The sequence below is a fragment of the Neobacillus sp. YIM B06451 genome (assembly GCF_032667185.1).
GTDB lineage: Bacteria > Bacillota > Bacilli > Bacillales > Cytobacillaceae > Bacillus_D.
In genome coordinates this window covers 159,277-174,348 of the sequence record NZ_JAVFKJ010000006.1, presented here as the reverse complement: position 1 = coordinate 174,348, position 15,072 = coordinate 159,277, and the positions used below count along the sequence as shown (strand labels likewise).

Here is a 15,072-nt window from a genome sequence, read left to right as displayed (position 1 = left end):
TCATTAGACAGCCGAACGGCAAAAAAGTTTTAAGTTTTTTATAAAAAAAGGAACCGACAAGGTCCCTCTCTGGCAATCTATCATTTTCCCGTCCGAACCGCGGTTTCACTAATCACATAACTTAGTTCAAGGCGGCCCAGCCATTTCTCAGCTTCACTTATTTTCCGGCTGATACCGTTCGTGTCCTCGTGATATTCAAGGCCCTCCACAGGAAGATAGCCTATATCCGATTTTGCGATCCGGCGTGCGATCATCACCCATTCCGCATCGGTCATCTTTCCATTCGAATATTTCTTTATGTATTCAGCATTCTTTCTAGAAAACGCGCAGGAACCGGCTGTTATATCCACTTCCTGTCCCAGTTCAAGGGAAACGATTTTATTTGTGATCCGCTCGGTTTCCTTCCACTCGACCGGGTGGGTTTCCATTGCCCGTTCCGTCCGTCCCAGGATTAGATAGCCATAATCGGGAATCCTCTGGACAATTTGTTTTAATTCATCTAGGTGTTTCTTTCCCCAAGTCAGCAACCTGTCAAAATCACAATAGTGAAAATGCCCACAAACGCCTGTCAGGCCAAACTTAACCGCTTCCCTGCGCGCTTCGGCCGCGCCTTTCTTAGGTATGACCTTTACGTTGAACCTGCTTCCTTCCATTACTTCAATCAATTCAGCCGAAGACTGGTCACTGATCGCAATGAACAGCTCCGCATAGATGCTTTCCAAATCGTTTTGCAACTGCTTGAAAAGCTCGATTTTTTTACCACTCGGGTCATGAACGACTGTTATAAGCGCCACTTTGCCCATTTTCCCACCTCATTTTATATTCCTTATGACGGAAAATACTCCATCGGCTCTTTGCAGTGCGAGTAGCCATTTTTTTCGTAAAAAGAGATTCCTTCCTCACTAGGCCACACGATTATGAATTCGTACTGGTTTTCTTTGACCCATGCGTTTATGGCTGTTATTAATTTGCTTCCGATTCTCTTACCCCTGTATTCCGGCACCGTATACACATTGGTCATATAGGCAAAGGGGCGGGTAACCCGGCCCGGGCGCGGCACTTTTTGTATTAACTCGATGTATATGTGCGAAATTACCCGTCCATCTTCCTCAGCGACCCAAATGAACCATTCCTCTCCATCAATCGCTTTTTTCAAAAAGGCCCTGCATTCCTTTTCAAATAGCTTATAGTCACTATCCAACGCTGCGGTCGGGTAATCCTCAAGCGTAAAATCCCATCTCATTTTGATTAATTGAGCGATATCTTTTTCTTCGGCAAGCCTGATCATACTCTGTCTCCCCCTCAATCTAGGTCTCTATTGTGTAATTCCCTTTAAACATTCCAACTCCTTTTAAAATCCCTATGGTTCTACTTATCAAATCGTTTGAATATTCCACCAAATAATGGTAGCATGAATGAATCCTAATAGGCAAAGGGGAATGGGATCATGGCTAAGATTTCATTGGCGGAAGCCGTTAAACTAAAGAGTATTTTAAATAAGAGGATTCAGGAACTTGAAGGGGAAATGGACCGGGTTGCATTTGCGGAAATGGAAAAAGGGGCAAAACCGCCAAAACTTCCACGGACTCTTTTGGAAGTAGAAAGAGATATGGAGGATGTCCGGAAAGATATGCGCACTCTGGACAAATTGGTGTATGCAGCCAACATAGAGAATACAGTTAGCTTCAACGGTGAAGAACTTCCGATTGTGGAAGCGATCGAGCTTGCCACCCAGCTTCGGGCAAAGGCTAGAAAATACAAGGAATATGGCGCGGCACAGAAAGAAACTTATCCCTACTCGTATGGCGAAAACGTCACAATCGTCCGGGTCGCCCTTTTCGAACCCGAGGAATACCGTACAAAAGGGCTCGAAGCGGAACGCCAAGCCAACAGGCTTTCCAACCTGATCAACGCGAAAAACTACTCTATCGAACTTGATTTCGATGCGGAGAAATATTTCTAACCTTGAAGAGGTGAGACTCCTCTTCAAGGCGCGGAAGGAGCCTCCCTAATTAATTGGTAATTGTAATGGCAAAAGGCAAACCCATGACCGATTTCCATTTACTATGTCACCCTTGACCGATTACCAACTAGTGCAATGGCGGCTGATAGCTAAACTTAGTCTATTTTTTGCTCCTTCCGTGAATCCCGCTCCCGTTTTGGGAGTGGGATTTTTTGTTCCAGGATTATTCTTTTAACGTTAAAAACTTCGTCGGGACCTCTTTTTAGCCGCCAAAAAATTTCAATCAAACGTTTGATTGATTTCTCAGAAACCCTGTTAAAACAAGAAATCGCCCGTTTTCCCCAGGCGATTTTTTTCATCGGAATGTACTATTTGATTTTGTTGAGTTCCTCTAAAAATGCCGGACGTCTCTGATACTGGCTCTTTAGATGATCAATGAGCAATTTGGCACTTTCCGAACCGCAAGCTTTTTTATACTTGCGGATAACTTTGCAAACTCCCTGATATTTCTTGCGGTCTCCCGCTTCCTTGGAAAGATATTCTATATAGCTGCTGAAAAGTTCACTTACTTCATATGGGTAATCTTCTATTATATGCTCATATAAGTTCATGATTTCAATTTTGTGGTTTTGGCAATACCGCAGGATTCGGCTGGTTTCGGACTCGCTTTCAATTATATGTCTGTACACACTGGAGAAATCTTTACTCTCTAATTCATTAAGAAGCGACTCCTTCTCCCGTTCCCATTCCGCCGGCGGGAATAACCCCTTATAGATCGGATAAAAATCCGAGTTATTATTCATCAATAATTCACGGGCCAGCACTTTTTGATTTTCGATGTCGCCCATTTGCTCGCATGTTTTATATCTGTACCTTTTCCACATGTCAACCAGTCCAGGCAACCTGGAATTAAGTACAATGCCGTCTTCACATAGCTGGAGCGCCTTTGTAAAATCTTCCTTCTCCAATGCTCTCAGAATAGCTTTTTCTCTAAATGTTTTAAATCGGATATTTGATTCCATAAATGCTTCTGCCTTTTCTTCTGTATCGAACCTCTCAATCAGCATTAATTGGAGTACCTTTAGTTCTTCTATTTCATAATCTGAAGACCAGTTATCAGGTTCCTCATTTTCCAAAAGCTGTTCAAGAAGCTTCTCTAGGAGACTTCGCAATTTTTTAATCCCGCAAAATGCCACCGCTGCCTTTAATAATTCATGCCTCCATTCACTCCAGCCGTCATACCGCTTATTTTTTGCCTCTTTGATTATTTTCTTAAAAAGTTCTTCTTGTCTTTGTTCTGATTCTACTTCTGATACCTTTTGAGCTGATTCTTTTATAATTTCCGTTGCCTCATTCAATATAGGCGATATATAACCGGAGTCATCCGAAAAGTCGATCATCTTCACGATTGGAGGCATAACAACAAGAGAAATATCAATAGCCTGGTTATAGAAGCCTCCCTCAAGCCGCTGTACTGCCCTTTCCAAAGCCAGCTCCGCACCTTTCACTGCGGGGCCAACCTTACTCCACGAAATGAACCCTTTATATTTTTCTTTGTTAATACACTCCGTAACAAGTGTCTTGCATTGGGAAACCTCATTCTCGTCAACTGAATACCTAAATTGGATTGCCTTTTCAATCTCAGGGTATTGATCCGACAAATCACAAATAATCCTTATTAATTCATCCTTGTCCACAGTTGAAAGGATGACCTGCAAAGATTTCTGTGTATTGGCGCCATTGGGATTTTCTTGCTGTTTAATGATTCCGTTATTCTCTATTAAATCCCTAATCTTATATAAAATTGCAGCCTTATGCTTGCAATGATCTGTCCAATCATACGGGCAATCACATGTTAATTCATCGATTTCCCGTTCCGAATTCAAACGGGCAGTAACGGAGTAAACATCCGAACCTGTAATTACTGCTTTATACTCTCCGTTTATGTCCTGAATAATGTGATCAACTTTATTTTCATAATAATAATCCTTACCACGCTCTAATATAACCGGATCAAAGTACTCTTCAAAGTTATTAATATCCATACCTTACCTCCGTTCAAGCCTCATATTATACACTATTTGCAATTTTGGTTATTTCTTAGTATATCAGACAAGCATAATCTGTAGACAATCCTCCCAACAGGCAGTATCCGGCAATGCCCTCGTGCCAATTGGTGGATCATTGTTCATGGGACAGTTCGGTTTCAGGATCGCTACTTCCCGGCCATCGGCAAAGCGGCGGCCACGGTCCATCCAATAACCCACCTGCCTATCGAAGAAATGATCGATTTTAATTAATGAAAATATTACGCATTTTTTTAAGGCCCTTTTGGAAAAATAGGCCCATCACTATATTTTTGAGGAGGAAGCCCCGATGGAAAACACACATAATTTTGTCGAAAAGCTCCATGAAAAACAGAAAAAGGACGAACAAAACAAGAAACGCCAAGGAAAAGGAAATCCCAGTGAACAGCTTCCAAACAAACAGCACTAAGTTCAAAACCCTGCAGCCAGTTAGCTTGCAGGGTAATTTTTTATGCCTGGTATTATAATTCCTTTTTCACAAAAATTATACAAATTTTTACTTGTTTTTGAATATTTTGTACTTTATTATTATGGTAAGTAGTTCCAATATACCATAAGGGGGTTTGTTAATTGGTTAAATTGAAATGGGCGCTTATCGGCGGCATTGTCCTTTGTCTGGGTTTAAGTGACTCCGGAGCCGATCAATTTGCTTCTCGTGACAGGGAAACAAAAACAGAAGCCACACAAGTTGCTTCAAGAGACCGTGAAACCAAGCTTGACCAGGCCACACAGGTCGCTTCAAGGGACCGTGAAACCAAGTTAGAGCAAACCACGCAAGTTGCTTCAAGGGACCGCGAAACGAAAGAACAGGCCACTATGTTCGCTTCTCGCGACAGGGAAACCAAGCTCCAGTCCAAGCAGTTTGCTTCTCGTGACAGGGAAACAAAGCTGCAGTCCAAGCAGTTTGCTTCTCGCGATAGGGAAACAAAGCTCCAGTCCAAGCAGTTCGCTTCTCGCGACAGGGAAACTAAGCTGCAATCCAAGCAGTTCGCTTCTCGTGACAGGGAAACAAAGCTGCAATCCAAGCAGTTTGCTTCTCGCGATAGGGAAACAAAGCTGCAGTCCAAGCAGTTCGCTTCTCGCGATAGGGAAACAAAAACACAGAACTATTTTGCCTAATCTTACATAAAACAGCGCGAGCATATGCCCGCGCTGTTTTTCTTTTTACTCGTCCCGCCTGCCATGGTAAACTAAGGGGAAAATTCAAGCAAACCGGGAGGAGCTTAGGCCATGAATGACTTTTTTACGTTCTTGCTGCTTTCGCTTTTTGTAGTCATGAGCCCGGGAATCGACACCGCGCTAATTACCAAAAGGACCATTGCCGGCGGCCAGAAGGATGGTTACAGGCTCGCCCTTGGAATCACAACCGGTTCGTTGGTCCATACCGTTGCAGCCGCATTCGGGCTCTCCGCAATCCTTATGCAATCGGCATTGGCATTTGAAATCGTAAAATACGCGGGTGCACTCTATTTAATCTATCTCGGGATATCCTCGTTTATCACCCGCCAGAAATCGGGTAAGGCCAAAAATACCGGTGAAAAATCAGGATCTGCATACAAGCAGGGACTTCTCTCGAATGTCCTCAATCCGAAGGTTGCAATGTTTTTCCTGACCTTTTTGCCGCAATTTGTCCAGCCTGGCGGTGATACAACCAGGCAGCTCGTCCTGATGGGCGTTATATACACACTCCTTTCTATTAGCTGGTTTTTTCTTTATGTGTATTTTATAAATTTCCTGCGTGATTGGCTGATGTCACCCAACGTCCAGACAGTAATGGACAAGGTTACCGGCATTGTCTTGATCGGGTTTGGGTTAAAATTGGCGCTTGATAGGCATCAATAATTTTTTCAAAAAGAAAAGCGGCTTTTCCATCGGAGCCGCTTTTTTATACAAGTTGATAATTGTATTCCCCTTTAGTTTCCTCTCCCTTTAACACCCTTAGCGCACCTTCCGCCAGTGCTTCCAATTCTTCCTCACCCGGAAGCACAAATACTTTGCCTAAAAATCCGATTTTTTTACGCAGCTTTTCCACAATATGTTCCGAATACGCAAGCCCGCCTGTTAAAATAATCCCGTCCACCTGCCCATCAAGAACCGCGGCCATTGCTCCGATTTCCTTTGCGATTTGGTGGACCATCGCTTTTAGGACAAGCTCTGCCTGGGCATCCCCGCTCAGTGCCCGCTTCTCGGCCTCAAGCGCGCTTTTCGTTCCCAAATATGAATAAAGGCCGCCCCTCCGTGTCACGAGTTCAACCATTTCTTTTTCCAAGTATTTTCCTGAATAGCACAGCCCAATCAACTGTTTTATTGGAAGCGTCCCCGACCGTTCAGGGGAAAATGGGCCCTCATTATCGGCATTGTTAACATCAATGAGTTGCCCCTGCCGCTCGGCCGCGACCGAAATGCCGGCGCCCAAATGGGCAACCACAAAATTTAAATCGTCAAGCGTCCGGCCCAATTGGTTGGCTATTTTTCGCGAAACAGCCTTAATGTTCAGTGCATGGAGCTGGCTAATTCGCTCGATCCCCGCAAACCCGGACAGCCTCGACTCCGGGATGAACTCATCCACAGTAACCGGATCGACGATAAAGGCCGGGATCGCAAGTTTCGAAGCTATTTCATAAGCAAGAATCGGCCCGAGATTTGAAGCATGTTCCCCAAATGCACCGGACCTCGCGTCGGCAAGCATTTCTCCGCAAACCTCGTACGTCCCGCCCTTCAATGGCTTAAGCAAGCCTCCCCGTCCTGCAACAGCGGTGAGCCGATTGGCTTCAAAGCCATGCTTCTCAAGGAATTCAAAAATGGCTTGCAAACGGAGCTGATGTTGGTCGGCAATTTTCAAAAAGACAGAAAGGGTTTCGTCCTTGTGGCGGACTGTTTCCGAGAAGAGAAGTTTCTGCTCTTCGTATATTGCCAGCTTCGTGGACGTTGAACCAGGATTGATTACAAGAATATAATGAGCCATCATGCATATCTCCCTTTAGACCGGAATCGCCGCACTCGTCGCTGAAACCACGGCGAGTGCAATTGACGCAAGCTTTGCCTTCGCGGAATCGGAACGGGAATTAAGGACAAGCGGCACCCTGGCTCCGAGCACGATTCCCGCCATCGTTCCATGCGCGTAGTACGTAATGGCCTTTCCAAAGATGTTTCCTGCTTCTATTGTCGGGACAATTAGCAAATCGGCTTTGCCATCCAGCTCGCTTTCGATGCCCTTATGGAGTAGCGATTCCTTGCTGATGGCAAGGTCAAGCGGCAGCGGGCCTTCCAATAAAAGAGGTTTGCCGTAATCCGCCTTTAATTCCGCTACAAGCCTGCCCGCCTCGCACGTCACGGGCATTGTTTCCATCACAAGCTCATTGGCGGCGAGGATGGCTGTCCGCGGGCAATCAATCCCAATCTGATAAAGGAACTCAAGCGCGTTCACGACAATCTGCTTTTTTTGTACATAGTCAGGGGCAATATTGATTCCCCCATCCGTCATAAAAAGGAGCTGTTCTGTACCTGGAATTTCAAATGCCGATAAGTGGCTGAAAATTCGTCCTGTCCGCAATGAAAGCTCCCTGTTAAGGACTCCTTTGAGGAAAGGGGTTGTGTTCACCAGCCCTTTCATGATTGCCTGGGCCCTTCCTTCACTCGCGATTTTTGCCGCGGTAAAGGAGGCGTCTTCATCCGTATCAGCGTGGATGACTTCAAAATCTTCCGTCCTGAAGTCCATTAAACCGGCCATCTGGTTAATTTGCCTTGCATCCCCAATGAGGATTGGCTCTATCATTCCAAGGCCGGCTGCGTCTTTAACCGCCTCAAGAACAGCCAGGTCATGGGCCGCGGCAACACTCATCCTAATCGGCTTTCTTTTCAGGGCTTCTTCCACAACATCCGAAAAGCTTCTATATTTCATCATATTCACCCCGTTAAAGGCTAACTTTTTTAAAATTCAGGCTTACTACTATTGTAAACGCTTCCAATACAGTGGAGCCGCCCGCTTCATGCCAACTTTGTTACAACTTTTTGAAAATGTGATATTGGCGGAATGGGTGTCATGATTAACCAGCTTGCGTGACAACCTACAGAGATAATCCCGTTCAGTTGTCACGATTAACAAGCTTCCGTGAGAACCTAGAGCAATTACCCGTTTTAGTTGTCACGATTAACACGCTTGCGTGACATCCTAGAGCGATAATCCCGTTCAGTTGTTACGATTAACACGCTTGCGTGACATCCTAGAGCGATAATCCCGTTCAGTTGTCACGATTAACACGCTTGCGTGACAACCTACAGACATAACCCGGTTCAGTTGTCACGATTAACCAGCTTGCGTGACAACCTACAGCGATAATCCCGTTTAGTTGTCACTTTAACCCTGGCCTGGTTCAAAAAACCGTCTCTATCAACCTGCCGCCAAAACTGAGAACCAAATAAAAAAACGCCAATCCAAAAGGACTGGCGCTCACATAAACTATGCACTTTTCTTCATCCGAAACCCGATATACAAAATCGCGTACCAGATAGGGCCTACGAACAGGGCTACCCTCATTCCCTCGATGAACGCCATCAGGATGATGACCAACGCAAGGAACGCGAGTGCGAACCACGATGAATATGGATAGAAAGGCAGCTTGAATTCAAGCTTAGCAACCTCCGCCGCTGACCGCGCCTTCCTGAATTTCTGCTGGGTCAACAGAATGATTGTCCAACTAGTAATGACCGCAACGGTCGCGACCGCGGAGATGTAAATAAATACTTTTTCGGGGACGATATAGTTAAGAAAAACAGCGACTAGTAAAAATAGTGACGAGAACAGGATCCCCCTGCTTGGGGAACTGGAACTATTCAGCTTACTGAAATAGGCCGGACCGTTCTTTTGCAACGAAAGGTTGTACAACATCCGGCCTGTGCTGAACAAACCGCTATTGAATGATGATAGGGCGGCTGTCAGCACGACAAAATTTATGATATGGGCTGCTCCGGGGATGCCGATACTATCAAAAATCTGGACGAACGGGCTGCCCTCTGAGCCAACCTTGTTCCACGGGAAAAGGATCATCATAATGCCAAGCGCGCCAATATAGAAAATGAGGATGCGCCAAATCACGCTGTTAATTGCTTTTGGAATTGTTCTCTTTGGGTTTTCGGCCTCTCCAGCTGTAATTCCGACGAGCTCCACGCCACCAAAGGAAAACATGACCATGACAAGGGAAAGCAGAATGCCATTGATGCCATTTGGCATAAACCCTCCGTGTGCCCAAAGGTTATCAAAGCCTAGCGCCTGCCCGCCATTGCCGATACCGAACAGGATAATTGCCAGTCCGGCAAGAAGCATTCCAATAATAGCAACAATTTTAATCATTGCGAACCAAAATTCAAATTCGCCAAACGCCTTTACGTTAATCAGGTTAATCACAGTAATGACCACCAAGGCGACAAGCGCGCTAACCCACTGCGGAATATCCGGGAACCAGTAATTCACATACACCCCGACGACAGTGATTTCCGCCATGCCGACAACGACCCACATAAACCAGTATGTCCAACCGGTCAAATAGCCCGCAAAAGGACCCAAGTACCGGTTTGCGTACGAGCTGAATGAACCTGAAACAGGTTCCGCCACGGCCATCTCGCCTAGCGCCCGCATAATTGCGAAAATGACTATGCCGCCAACCAGATACGACAGGATAACAGCAGGACCCGCCAACTTAATGGTTGCGCTCGACCCATAAAAAAGGCCGACCCCAATCGCGCCGCCTAGTGCGATCAATTGAATATGCCTGCTGCTTAATCCCCTCTTCAGTTCCTCTTTTTCATGATTATGACTCCCCATTGTGTAACACCCCACGGCTAATTAGTGCAATACGATTTATCCATAATACCATATAAGCCATTAACTATTTTTAAAAAATTTTAACTATTGGGTGTCAAGTTATCCCGTTCTCCAGAAACGCGCCATTCATAACATAATTACCATGAAAAACCCTACTTCAATATAGTTTATCAGTAAAATTCGGACCGTTTAGGCCGCCCTACCCAACTTCCTTATACCCAAATAAAACAGCCGGCAATAATTGTTCCTAATCGCCGGCTGCATCCATTATTCGATAACATCTTCAACCTTTTGGCCATCAAGGATGTCGGCGCGGACTTTTGTTATTCTCCGGTCGTTCATCTCCTCCACTGTAAACAAAATATTTCCATGCTGGACCGTATGCTGCTCAAGTTCACCTGGGATATAACCGAGCTGTCCGATAACAAACCCGCTTAGTGTATCGTATTCATGGATGGGCAAGTCCACTTTCAAAAGCCTCTCCACTTCATAGAGGTTCGTGGTCCCCGGGATGAGATACGTTTTGTCATCAACTACAATGATTTCTTCCTCATCAATGCCTGGGTCATCATATTCATCGAAAATATTCCCGACAATTTCTTCAATGACATCCTCAATTGTTACAATTCCGTCAGTCCCGCCATACTCATCAATGGCAATGGCCATATGGACGTTGTTCGTCTGCATGTCCTTGAATAAATGGTCAATGCGCTGGGACTCGAGCACATAATGGGGCTCACGGATAAGCTTTTTAAGGCTGAATCCGACTTCGGAGCAATTTTCAATGAACTGGAGTAAATCCTTCGCATGAAGGATTCCGACGATATTATCAATGTTCTCTTCATATACCGGGAAACGAGTATACTTTTCTTCATTCACAACCCGGACCGTTTCCAAAAGGGAGTAATTGATTGGAAGGGCGACAATATTCGTACGGTGCGTCATGATGTCCGAAACCGTCTTGTTATCGAACTCAAAAATATTGTTGATCATCACCTTTTCTGCTTCCTGGATCGTCCCTTTTTCTTTTCCGACATCGACCATCATCCGGATTTCCTCTTCCGTAACGTTTTCCTCCTCCGCGTTCGGGTCAACCCCGAAAAGCCGGACAATCGCATTCATTGAAAGAGTAAGGAGTTTCCCGAATGGCGAAGTGATCTTGGACAAAATCGCCAGTGGCTTGACGGCGAAAAACGCAATTGGTTCAGCTTTTTGCAAGGCAAGCCGCTTCGGGACCAGTTCTCCGAGTACAAGAGTAAAATAGGAAAGGACAAGGGTAATAATGATAAGCGATAATGACTCAAGCAAATTTTGGTTTAAAGGGACTCCGAGCTCCACAAGCCAATCCGCAAGCCTTCCCGCAAAGCTTTTTCCCGCGAAAGCACTCGCAAGGAATCCTGCGAGCGTAATTCCGATCTGGATTGTAGCAAGGAAGCGGCTTGGCTCTGAGAGGAAATTTTCCAGCGCAATCGCCTTTTTGTTCCCATTCTCTGCCATGATCCTTATTTTGTTGTCATTCAGCGAAATAAAGGCAATTTCCGACGCGGCAAAAAAGGCATTGATAAAAATAAGTATGATTAGAACCACTATTTCAATAAACAACAGAACCAGCTCCCATATATGAGTAATTGCCAATGTCCTTTTTCAAAAAGGAAGGTATATTGCTCAAATTACCCTTATCGATAAAAAAGATGTTTAGAAAATAAAGAATGAAAGTTGTTCCCTTACCGGGATTCATACTCCAGTCTTCCTAAAATTAAGAACATGGATTCCTTTTATGTTTCCGCTTACTGCCAGGTAAATATTCCTTAACAATTTTTAAATAGGCTGACATTAGCTTTAAACCTGTTCCCTGACAAAATGGTAACATGAAACTTAATCTATTACGCTATACCCGAAGCGTACTTAGTGTATTCTTTGGCTGATACTTTATTTAATTAGCTCCATTTACTCTTTAAAAAATTGCTCTTTATTAACTTGTTTCCATTGGACCTTGAGTAGACACCTTTCTAGAAGGAAAAAAAGACCGCAATTATGCGGTCTCTTTGAAAAAAGGCTTATGGTGAAATCCAATAATAAGGGATGTTTTAAGGAGTGCCGGTTGCTATGAACCGTGCATATTCAAGTGGGAGTGTAACGGAAGGGTCATTACCGGCAGGGGAAGGAAAAGTGTTAATTTCAATCAACCATATACGTTTATGTTGATCAATCATAAAATCGATTCCTAAGTCAGCCATATGTTCATTGTCTTTCTCGAAACAGTTGCAAATTGTATAACCGAGTTCGATTAATTTCTGTTCAATGTTTTCTATTGCTTTTTTGGTTAATCTCTCAGAAAGAATAGAACTTAAGGTTGAAGGAAAAAAATGTATTCCTTTCTTGCTGCCCATATGTGTTCCGTTCAATGCCATTCTCCCAAATAGCCTGATGACCTCCCATTCCCCTTTTTCATTTCGGTTCATATTTAGCCTGATATCTGTCGGCATTCCTCTTTTTCTAATTGAATCAATACACTCCTGTATAACATATCTATCCTGGAAATAGCTTTCATTTATCCATTTCCACAATTCTGGAAAATTCGAAAAAAAAGCTTCTTCAGAACGTGTATTCAGATGGTAATTCGCTTTTATTGTTCCATCCCCCGTTTTTTCTATATACACAATGCCTCTTCCGCTAAAGCCATTAACAGGCTTTAAGAATGCCTTTTCCCTTTTAAAAAGAAACTCCTCTATTTCACTACTATCGTTTATCAGTTTTGTTTCAGGGGCATAGGGACTTAGCTCTGGATGGGCTGCAAAAAAATTAATATTATCAATTTTATCAAAAAAAACAGAGTTGAAAATAGTTATCCCCTTATTAATGAAGGGTTCTAGGCTTTTCTTCCCGAATCTGCACTGCATAAAAATGACTTGCGGCAAAGGATACACTCCCGCTTTCCACGGTAATTCCGGGTCTTCCTCCACCCATAGGTCACCAGTCACACTCTTATTTCTCAAATCCAGCTTATCGAGAGTAAATTTAATAAAGTTTACTGGCTTGCCATTGTAACTGTTGAGCCTAATGTGAAGAAGCTTAAAATTAGGATCGTGGATTGTCTCCGCTGTTTCTCCAACGCATACTCCGACGAAGGGATGTATATTCATATTATCTCCTCCTACGTAAATTATCTTATGCATTTTCTTCAGCAGGGGTCCTAAAAAAGGCATCCCTCTAAGCTTGTACTTTTTTACTTAAGAGAATTTAGGTATACATACAAGCACTTATTAAAAATCGAAATAAGCTATTGATGTAAGTCCATTCCACTGGAAAGGAGGGAAAAACAATGGTTTGTACAAACACAACAACTACTTTTAACGGGTATACCTTTACGTACTTGGCCGCTCAATCGGATCCAGCTCAAGGGCTTTTTTGCTATAGTGTCCAGAGTGCCACTCCGATGAATCAAAACAATTTGAGCAACTGGGTTTTGGAAGTGTGCCCTGATTGCCCGGATTTCTTCAGGGAGTTTATCAATATTGAAGAGTGTACTTTCAGCCCAGCCCAAACAGGCGCGAACTGCGAAAAAAGAACTCAAGTTCCGCCAAACCAGGTTCCGCTCATCGGAGTTGTTTTCAACTATAACCTTGGAAGGCAGCCAAATAACTCCGCTACATTCTGTGTTGAATTCGATACTCCAATGGAATTGGGTGAAGTCCGGGTTGGCTTCAAAGCTGGAAACCAAAATCCATTTGTATCCCCTACCACAATATGCGGGCCTGTCTGTTCGGGAATTAAAGGATGCCCATAATAGATAAAAGTGGTTTCTTCAAGATAATAGAAGGAGGCATTAGCCTCCTTTTTTTATCCCTGGAACTTAGCACCTCTCACATAGGCATAAGTATTGGCAGTATGGTGGACAGAAGAATATCCTGTAACGCAACCATTTTTCCGTAAAGGTGATACTATGAAAGTTTGTATATTAGGACTTGGTTATATCGGGTTACCCTCCGCGCTTTTATTTGCATCTAAAGGCCTTCAAGTCCACGGAGTCGACATTGACACGGAATTAATCGATAAACTATCCAACCAATTATTGCCGTTCCGCGAACCAGGCCTTAAAGAATTGTTTACAAATGTTATTGAAACAGAAACATTTACATTTTCTCCTGAACCCTGCACCGCAGATGCGTTTATTATTTCTGTCCCTACCCCTTTGGATAAAGACAATAGAGCCAATTTAAACTTTGTAAAAACAGCAGCAAAAATGATTTGTCCCTTTTTACAAAAGGGCAATCTTGTTGTCCTTGAATCAACAGTTCCTCCTAAAACTGTCGATGAAGTTCTCACTCCTTTGCTAAGTGCCACAGGTTTGGTTATCGGGGAAGAACTATTTATTGCCCACTCCCCAGAACGTGTAATTCCCGGGGATTTACTAAGGGAGATGGTTGAGAATGACCGGATTATAGGGGGGATAAATGAAGAGTCGGCTGAAAAAGCGGCAAACCTATACCGACATTTTGTGAAAGGAAAAATCCATTTAACAGATGCAATCACGTCGGAAATGGTCAAACTTATGGAGAATACGTATCGGGATGTCAATATCGCCCTTGCAAACGAATTCGCCCTCATCGCTGAAAAAGAAAAATTCAATATATGGGAAGCGATTTCTTTAGCCAATCAACATCCCAGGGTGAATATTCTCAATCCAGGTCCGGGAGTTGGCGGCCACTGCATCGCCGTGGACCCATGGTTCATCATCGAAAAAGCCCCTGATCAAGCTAGATTGATAAGAAAAGCGAGATTCATTAACGACAGAATGCCCTATTGTATTGCTGATAAAATAGCGAAAATAGTAAATCAAATACCTGACCCAGTCATTTCACTCCTAGGCTTGACTTACAAAGGCGATGTCGACGATATGAGGGAAAGCCCTTCTCTTAAAGTACTTCAATTACTAAAAGAAATTCCGGTTTCCGTCAAAGTGTTTGATCCCAATGTAGATAAAAAAGTATTGGATGAACAGGTGGATTCCCTTGAGGAAGTTTTAAAGGATACAGATTGTTGTGTTATTCTAACGAATCATACGTTATTCAAAGAAATAGATTTTAAAAAGTATCTGAACAATTTTCGGACGAAGAACATTTTTGATACACGAAATAGTATCAATTATTGCGGTCTGGCTGAAGATGGATTTACGGTTTATCAGCTCGGCTTGTCCTAGG

Annotated in this window: 15 protein-coding genes; 6 read left to right on the top strand and 9 right to left on the bottom strand. The window is 43.7% G+C overall.

What is annotated here, in order from left to right:
* Positions 1-80: 80 nt before the first annotated feature.
* Positions 81-803, bottom strand: a complete 723-nt coding sequence (locus RB160_RS12930; protein WP_316570842.1) for a hypothetical protein — start codon at positions 801-803, stop codon at positions 81-83.
* A gap of 23 nt (positions 804-826) precedes the next feature.
* Positions 827-1,288, bottom strand: a complete 462-nt coding sequence (locus tag RB160_RS12925) for a GNAT family N-acetyltransferase (RefSeq protein ID WP_316570841.1) — start codon at positions 1,286-1,288, stop codon at positions 827-829.
* A 159-nt stretch (positions 1,289-1,447) separates the two neighbouring features.
* On the opposite strand from RB160_RS12925, the gene RB160_RS12920 reads away from it, so the two are divergent.
* Entirely contained in the window at positions 1,448-1,963 is a 516-nt protein-coding gene (locus RB160_RS12920; RefSeq protein ID WP_316570840.1) for a hypothetical protein, read from the top strand.
* Positions 1,964-2,331: 368 nt separating this feature from the next.
* On the opposite strand, the gene RB160_RS12915 is transcribed toward RB160_RS12920, so the two are convergent.
* Both RB160_RS12915 and RB160_RS12910 read right to left on the bottom strand, forming a co-directional pair.
* Positions 2,332-4,008 carry an SWIM zinc finger family protein gene (locus RB160_RS12915; protein WP_316570839.1) on the bottom strand — a complete coding sequence of 559 codons (1,677 nt, stop codon included), beginning with the start codon at positions 4,006-4,008 and terminating at the stop codon, positions 2,332-2,334.
* A 63-nt stretch (positions 4,009-4,071) separates the two neighbouring features.
* The gene (locus tag RB160_RS12910) at positions 4,072-4,218 is read right to left on the bottom strand and encodes a hypothetical protein (protein ID WP_316570838.1); all 147 of its coding nucleotides are present in this window, start codon (positions 4,216-4,218) and stop codon (positions 4,072-4,074) included.
* Between the two features lie 121 nt (positions 4,219-4,339).
* Between RB160_RS12910 and RB160_RS12905 the strand changes: the two genes are divergently transcribed.
* The 3 genes from RB160_RS12905 to RB160_RS12895 all read left to right on the top strand — a co-directional run bounded on the left by RB160_RS12905 (position 4,340) and on the right by RB160_RS12895 (position 5,892).
* Positions 4,340-4,459, top strand: a complete 120-nt coding sequence (locus tag RB160_RS12905; RefSeq protein ID WP_316570837.1) for a DUF4023 domain-containing protein — start codon at positions 4,340-4,342, stop codon at positions 4,457-4,459.
* Positions 4,460-4,620: 161 nt separating this feature from the next.
* Complete coding sequence (locus RB160_RS12900; RefSeq protein ID WP_316570836.1) at positions 4,621-5,169, top strand: hypothetical protein; 549 nt, start codon at positions 4,621-4,623, stop codon at positions 5,167-5,169.
* Between the two features lie 111 nt (positions 5,170-5,280).
* On the top strand, positions 5,281-5,892 hold the full coding sequence (locus tag RB160_RS12895) for a LysE family translocator (protein WP_316570835.1): 612 nt from the start codon (positions 5,281-5,283) through the stop codon (positions 5,890-5,892).
* A 43-nt stretch (positions 5,893-5,935) separates the two neighbouring features.
* Here RB160_RS12895 and buk read toward each other — a convergent pair whose 3' ends face one another.
* The 5 genes from buk to RB160_RS12870 form a co-directional block, all read right to left on the bottom strand.
* Positions 5,936-7,018: a butyrate kinase gene (gene buk, locus RB160_RS12890; RefSeq protein WP_316570834.1), complete on the bottom strand. Its 1,083-nt coding sequence runs from the start codon at positions 7,016-7,018 to the stop codon at positions 5,936-5,938.
* Positions 7,019-7,030: 12 nt separating this feature from the next.
* Positions 7,031-7,954: a phosphate acyltransferase gene (locus RB160_RS12885; protein WP_316570832.1), complete on the bottom strand. Its 924-nt coding sequence runs from the start codon at positions 7,952-7,954 to the stop codon at positions 7,031-7,033.
* 555 nt (positions 7,955-8,509) lie between these two features.
* Positions 8,510-9,871, bottom strand: a complete 1,362-nt coding sequence (locus RB160_RS12880) for an amino acid permease (RefSeq protein WP_316570830.1) — start codon at positions 9,869-9,871, stop codon at positions 8,510-8,512.
* A 267-nt stretch (positions 9,872-10,138) separates the two neighbouring features.
* The gene (locus RB160_RS12875) at positions 10,139-11,473 is read right to left on the bottom strand and encodes a hemolysin family protein (protein WP_316570828.1); all 1,335 of its coding nucleotides are present in this window, start codon (positions 11,471-11,473) and stop codon (positions 10,139-10,141) included.
* 485 nt (positions 11,474-11,958) lie between these two features.
* Positions 11,959-13,077 carry a YheC/YheD family protein gene (locus RB160_RS12870; RefSeq protein ID WP_316570826.1) on the bottom strand — a complete coding sequence of 373 codons (1,119 nt, stop codon included), beginning with the start codon at positions 13,075-13,077 and terminating at the stop codon, positions 11,959-11,961.
* A gap of 116 nt (positions 13,078-13,193) precedes the next feature.
* On the opposite strand from RB160_RS12870, the gene RB160_RS12865 reads away from it, so the two are divergent.
* Together RB160_RS12865 and RB160_RS12860 are read left to right on the top strand one after the other, a co-directional pair.
* On the top strand, positions 13,194-13,658 hold the full coding sequence (locus RB160_RS12865; RefSeq protein WP_316570824.1) for a hypothetical protein: 465 nt from the start codon (positions 13,194-13,196) through the stop codon (positions 13,656-13,658).
* 156 nt (positions 13,659-13,814) lie between these two features.
* Positions 13,815-15,071, top strand: a complete 1,257-nt coding sequence (locus RB160_RS12860) for a nucleotide sugar dehydrogenase (RefSeq protein WP_316570822.1) — start codon at positions 13,815-13,817, stop codon at positions 15,069-15,071.
* The last annotated feature ends 1 nt before the right edge of the window (position 15,072 follow it).

What these genes read in the sequence shown, in the direction of transcription:
- buk (WP_316570834.1), bottom strand. Translation starts at nt 7,018, where the DNA reads ATGATGGCTCATTATATTCTTGTAATCAATCCTGGTTCAACGTCCACG.
- RB160_RS12925 (WP_316570841.1), bottom strand. Translation starts at nt 1,288, where the DNA reads ATGATCAGGCTTGCCGAAGAAAAAGATATCGCTCAATTAATCAAAATG.
- RB160_RS12870 (WP_316570826.1), bottom strand. Translation starts at nt 13,077, where the DNA reads ATGCCTTTTTTAGGACCCCTGCTGAAGAAAATGCATAAGATAATTTAC.
- RB160_RS12930 (WP_316570842.1), bottom strand. Translation starts at nt 803, where the DNA reads ATGGGCAAAGTGGCGCTTATAACAGTCGTTCATGACCCGAGTGGTAAA.
- RB160_RS12920 (WP_316570840.1), top strand. Translation starts at nt 1,448, where the DNA reads ATGGCTAAGATTTCATTGGCGGAAGCCGTTAAACTAAAGAGTATTTTA.
- RB160_RS12905 (WP_316570837.1), top strand. Translation starts at nt 4,340, where the DNA reads ATGGAAAACACACATAATTTTGTCGAAAAGCTCCATGAAAAACAGAAA.
- RB160_RS12910 (WP_316570838.1), bottom strand. Translation starts at nt 4,218, where the DNA reads ATGGACCGTGGCCGCCGCTTTGCCGATGGCCGGGAAGTAGCGATCCTG.
- RB160_RS12865 (WP_316570824.1), top strand. Translation starts at nt 13,194, where the DNA reads ATGGTTTGTACAAACACAACAACTACTTTTAACGGGTATACCTTTACG.
- RB160_RS12915 (WP_316570839.1), bottom strand. Translation starts at nt 4,008, where the DNA reads ATGGATATTAATAACTTTGAAGAGTACTTTGATCCGGTTATATTAGAG.
- RB160_RS12895 (WP_316570835.1), top strand. Translation starts at nt 5,281, where the DNA reads ATGAATGACTTTTTTACGTTCTTGCTGCTTTCGCTTTTTGTAGTCATG.
- RB160_RS12880 (WP_316570830.1), bottom strand. Translation starts at nt 9,871, where the DNA reads ATGGGGAGTCATAATCATGAAAAAGAGGAACTGAAGAGGGGATTAAGC.
- RB160_RS12860 (WP_316570822.1), top strand. Translation starts at nt 13,815, where the DNA reads ATGAAAGTTTGTATATTAGGACTTGGTTATATCGGGTTACCCTCCGCG.
- RB160_RS12885 (WP_316570832.1), bottom strand. Translation starts at nt 7,954, where the DNA reads ATGATGAAATATAGAAGCTTTTCGGATGTTGTGGAAGAAGCCCTGAAA.